Source organism: Trinickia dabaoshanensis (genome assembly GCF_002879885.1).
Lineage (GTDB): Bacteria > Pseudomonadota > Gammaproteobacteria > Burkholderiales > Burkholderiaceae > Trinickia > Trinickia dabaoshanensis.
Genome location: NZ_PNYA01000056.1, coordinates 1 through 4,806 on the forward strand (window position 1 = coordinate 1; position 4,806 = coordinate 4,806).

3 protein-coding genes and 1 pseudogene are annotated in these 4,806 nt (G+C 61.2%); 3 read left to right on the forward strand and 1 reads right to left on the reverse strand.

Translation table 11 applies throughout. The annotated features are described in order from the left end of the window. Positions 1 to 401: 401 nt before the first annotated feature. Positions 402 to 1,334 carry a LysR family transcriptional regulator gene (locus C0Z18_RS32220; protein WP_102649518.1) on the reverse strand — a complete coding sequence of 311 codons (933 nt, stop codon included), beginning with the start codon at positions 1,332 to 1,334 and terminating at the stop codon, positions 402 to 404. A gap of 286 nt (positions 1,335 to 1,620) precedes the next feature. Here C0Z18_RS32220 and C0Z18_RS32225 point away from each other — a divergent pair, with 286 nt between their 5' ends. From C0Z18_RS32225 to C0Z18_RS32235, 3 genes and pseudogenes are all read left to right on the forward strand, one after another. After that, on the forward strand, positions 1,621 to 2,934 hold the full coding sequence (locus C0Z18_RS32225) for a serine hydrolase domain-containing protein (RefSeq protein WP_102649520.1): 1,314 nt from the start codon (positions 1,621 to 1,623) through the stop codon (positions 2,932 to 2,934). Between the two features lie 61 nt (positions 2,935 to 2,995). Next, complete coding sequence (locus C0Z18_RS32230) at positions 2,996 to 3,862, forward strand: NmrA family NAD(P)-binding protein (protein ID WP_102649519.1); 867 nt, start codon at positions 2,996 to 2,998, stop codon at positions 3,860 to 3,862. An 81-nt stretch (positions 3,863 to 3,943) separates the two neighbouring features. Then, positions 3,944 to 4,420: pseudogene (locus C0Z18_RS32235) on the forward strand (aldo/keto reductase); the annotation flags it as partial. Between the last annotated feature and the right edge of the window lie 386 nt (positions 4,421 to 4,806).

The window sequence follows — 4,806 nt, forward strand, 5'->3', positions numbered from 1 at the left end:
AGGCGAGTGAGCACGGAAATGAGCCTTCAGGTGCTTGCGTACAACATCAAGCGGGTCATCAATATACTTGGCGTCTTGAGAGCGATGAAGAGCATGAGGTTGGCGCGAAGCTAGAGCCCGGAAGGGCTTTCTGCCGCCACAATTCTCGATTTGCGCCCGGTCGATCGACTGAAGTCGTTCGACCTCGCGGGGGTAGTCCAGCCTTCTACCGCAAAAATGGAGTTTCCACACAGCCTCGGTCGAGATGCGCCGCCCGGAGGTCGCCGGCTCGCCTGAGCGGCGCGACAGCATTATGGGGCGCAGGTCGGCCAGAACTGGATGTTCGTAATCGGATCATGGCAGAGCGCAACCCATACGTAACCGGCCATTCGATATTGCCTCGCCAGTTCGCCGAAACAGCACTAGCGCGTGCCGGCGCTCTCGTGATCGCCTGTCAGTTCCACCACGAAGTCAAGAAAAGCACGGGTCTTTGCCGGCACGTGGTGCCGGGATGCGTAGTAGACGTATAACGGATACCGTTCGTCTACCCATTCGGGAAAGAGATTGACCAACCGGCCGTCGGCAATCAGCGGCTCGGCACCGAACAGCAACATCTGCGCAATCCCGGAACCGGCGAGGCATGCGTTGAGTAAGGCACCCGGATCGTTGACCGTGAGTCGTCCCTGAGTGTCGACCACAATGCGTTTTCGCTTGCGATGAAATTCCCACTGGAACGGCTTGCCTGTCTCCGGGTTGCGAAACTCGAGGCATCTGTGGCTTCGACCTTGCAGGTCCTCGGGTTTTGCTGGCCGTCCCCAGCGAGCAACGTACGAGGGCGCTGCGACCGTCACGATGCGGGTGTCGAGCAGCTTTCTCGCGATCAGGGTAGACGCTTTGGGTTCGCCGAATCGCACGGCGAGGTCGAAGCCGTCCATGACGAGGTCGCCAAGACTGTCTCTCGCGATGAACTCGATTTCGAGTTCGGGGTGTGCGTCCATGAACGCATCGAGTTGTTGCCCGAGGATGGTCCGGTAGACGACAGGATCCAGATTGATTCTCAGCTTTCCACGCACAGCGGACGCGCCGCCTGCCGCAGCTGCCGCTGCTTCCTCAAGTCCGGCGAGATGGGGCATGACCTGCTCGTAAAAGCGACGGCCCTCTTCAGTCAGGGAGACGGAGCGCGTTGTCCGGCTGAAGAGCCGGATGTTCAACCTTTTTTCCAGCCGCGCAATCGCCCGACTGACGCCGGGCGGCGTCATGCCTATCACCTCCGAAGCGGCCACAAACGTTCCCGCATCCACTACGGCGGCGAACACGCTAATGCTGCCGGAAAGCTTCTCGCTACTGGATCTCATGGCTGCTCGAGTTAATACGTGTGGCGGAGCGCGATCGACCGCGTGAAAGCGAACGCTGCGCCGCGCAGCAGTGGACGTGTCCGTCGATCATGCCAAATCGGTGACGTTTTGTCACTTATCTGATGACATCAATGTCATTTTGTTTCGTTTAGTGCTTGGCCAGAATACGTCTCACCGAGACATCCGCTGGACGCTTCAACGGGAACCGCTCGCGGCGGCGGTTTTCGCCCATCGCTGAAGCACCGTAATGCCGCGATTCATTCATTCATTCGGGAAGAAACGGAAAATGGCAGTTCAAACAGATCGTCGTCGTCTTCTGAAGGGTGCGTCGAGCCTGCTGGCTCTTGCGACACTTGGTGGCGTCGCAAGCCGCGACGCGCGGGCAGTATCGCAGCGCGCGAGTGGCGACGCCGCGCTGGCCCATCACCCGGCCTACAGTTCGATCGATCAATGCCTGCGACGGGCGGTGGACGACGGCACGGTTGCCGGTGTTGTCGCCATGGGCGCAACCGACCGCGGACTGGTTTACGAGGGAGCATGTGGCCGGGCGAACGCCCGCACTGGCGAGGCCATGGGCCCCGACACAGTCTTCTGGCTCCTGTCGATGACAAAGGCGATTACCGCAACCGCGTGCATGCAGCTCATCGAACAGGGCAGACTGCGGCTGGATCAGCCCGCGGGCGAGATCCTGCCGCAGTTGAAGTCGCCTCAAATCCTCGACGGATTCGACCTCTCCGGGCAGCCGAAGCTGCGTCCTGCGCGCAATGCGATCACGGTGCGCCATCTCCTCACGCATACCTCCGGCTTTACCTACAGCATCTGGAGCGACAAGCTAAGCCGGTATGAGACAGTAACGGGCATGCCGGACATCGGCTATTCGATGAACGGCGCATTCGCGGCGCCGCTCGAGTTCGAGCCGGGCGAGCGCTGGGAGTACGGCATCAGCATGGACTGGGTCGGCAAACTGGTCGAGGCCGTCACCGATCAGTCGCTGGAAGTCTACTTCCGCGAGCACATCTTCGATCCGCTCGGCATGCGCAACACGGGCTTTCTCATCGGCAGCAAGCAGAAGCAGCGCGTCGCGACCATGCACAGGCGTCAGGTGGACGGCTCTCTCGCGCCCGAGCCGTTCGAAACCAACCAGCGCCCCGAATTTTTCATGGGTGGAGGCGGACTTTTCAGCACGCCGCGCGACTACATGGCGTTCCTCCAGATGCTCTTAATGGGCGGCACCTATCGCGGAGAACGCGTGCTACGCGCCGACACCGTCGCGACGATGTTCCGCAATCACATCGGCGATCTGCAGGTCGCGGAAATGAGGACGGCGCAGCCGTCGTGGTCGAACAGCTTCGATCAGTTTCCGGGCACCGCGCACAAGTGGGGGCTGTCGTTCGACATCAATACAGAGCAAGGACCCCACGGACGAAGCGCAGGCAGTGCGAGCTGGGCCGGGTTGCTGAACACCTACTTCTGGGTGGATCCGGTCAAGCGGGTCGCCGGGTCGCTCTTTACGCAGATGCTGCCCTTCTACGATGCGCGCGTCGTGAACCTATACGGACAGTTCGAGCAGGCGTTTTACGACGGTTTGCGTCGCGCCTGAGCGATTGACCGTCGGCAAATCGACGCTGCGTCACCCGATATCCACACATGGAGAACGAGCAATGTATGCAATCACAGGAATCACCGGCAAGGTGGGCGGCGCACTGGCCCGCGAATTGCTGGCTACCGGTCGGCCGGTGCGCGCAGTCGTGCGCGATGCGACGCGGGCAGAGGCGTGGGCAGAGCGCGGCTGCGAGATCGCGACGGCTTTCATGGAAGACCCTTCGTCGCTCGCCGCCGCGTTTGAAGGTGCGACGGGCGTTTTCATCCTGCCGCCTTCGGAGTTCGATCCGGAGCCCGGGTTTCCTGAAGCGCGCACAGTGATTGAGGCTGTGTCCGCAGCACTCCTGAAGGCGCGGCCCGACAAGGTCGTTTGCCTCTCGACGATCGGCGCACAGGCCGACGAGGTCAACCTGCTCACTCAACGCACGCTGATGGAGCAGGCGCTGCGCGAGATGCCGATGCCCGTGACGTTCCTGCGGCCTGCCTGGTTCATGGAGAACGCCGCATGGGATGTTGCGTCTGCAAGCGACGGTGGCGTCATTGCCAGTTACCTCCAGCCGCTCGACAAGCCTGTGCCGATGGTCGCCACCGCGGACGTAGGCCGCGTTGCTGCCGAACTGCTTCAGCAGACGTGGCGCGGTGTGCGGGTCGTCGAGCTTGAAGGTCCACGCCGGGCAGCTCCTAACGATCTCGCAGCGGCTTTGGCTGGCGTGTTGCGTCGTCCGGTACGTGCGGAAGTCGTCGAACGGCAGACGTGGGAAGCGCTGTTCCGCACGCAGGGCATGAAACATCCTATGCCCCGCATGCGCATGCTGGACGGTTTCAACGAAGGCTGGATCGGTTTCGAAAGCAGTTCTGACGAAGTCTTGCGCGGCCGCGTCGAGCTGGAGACCGTTCTGGGCGAGCTTGTTTCGCGTCGAATCTGACCAGAGCCGATAGCGCGACGCGTGGACTCTGGGTCTTACGTTACCGATACATCAGGTTTTCGTTCAAACCAGGAATACACGATGGAATACAGCACGCTTGGCAGAACTGGTCTACGGGTTTCACGGCTGAGCCTGGGCGCGATGACTTTCGGTGCTGGCTCGGGCATCTGGGGCAGCATTGCCGGCTTGAACAGCGATCAGGCTACCCGGCTCGTCGCGACGGCCGTGGAGCGCGGCGTCAACCTGATCGACACGGCGGACGCCTACTCGCAGGGTCGTTCAGAAGAGGACGTGGGCCATGTGCTGAAAGCGCTGGGGCTCGACGAAGATCGAATGCTCGTCGCGACCAAGGTTCGGCTACGCACCGGCCCTGGTCAGAACGAAGTGGGATTGGGGCGCTCACACATCATGCGCTCGGTCGAGACAAGCCTGAAGAGACTCGGTCGCGATCACATCGACCTTTTCCAGTTGCATGACCGTGACGCGCTCGTTCCGCTCGACGAGACGCTTCGATCGAGCTCATGTCGTCAGCAATCAGGTGCACTACGGATGAGTGGCGGGGCCTCCAGAATCTTGCCTGCGCGCGGCGGGTGAATGGGGAGTGCCTGTTGCCATGTGCGGCAGCTCATCCTCGAATAGCGGCCGTTCGAAGCCTGCGGCTGGCCGACCGCTTCGGGTCGAGGCCGTGTGGAAACTCCATTTTTTACGGTAGAAGGTTGAACTACCCCGCGAGGTCGAACGACTTCAGTCGATCGACCGGCGCAAATCGAGAATCGTGGTGACAGAAAGCCCTTCCGGGCTCTAGCTTCGCGCCAATCTCATGCTCTTCATCGCTCTCAAGACGCCAAGTATATTGATGACCCGCTTGATGTTGTATGCAAGCACTTGAAGGCTCATTTCCGTGCTCACTCGCCTAAGCGTTCGAGTCAGGAAGTGAGCGGGAC

Coding starts and splice junctions, on each gene's coding strand:
- C0Z18_RS32220 (WP_102649518.1), bottom strand. CDS start 1,334: ATGAGATCCAGTAGCGAGAAGCTTTCCGGCAGCATTAGCGTGTTCGCC.
- C0Z18_RS32225 (WP_102649520.1), top strand. CDS start 1,621: ATGGCAGTTCAAACAGATCGTCGTCGTCTTCTGAAGGGTGCGTCGAGC.
- C0Z18_RS32230 (WP_102649519.1), top strand. CDS start 2,996: ATGTATGCAATCACAGGAATCACCGGCAAGGTGGGCGGCGCACTGGCC.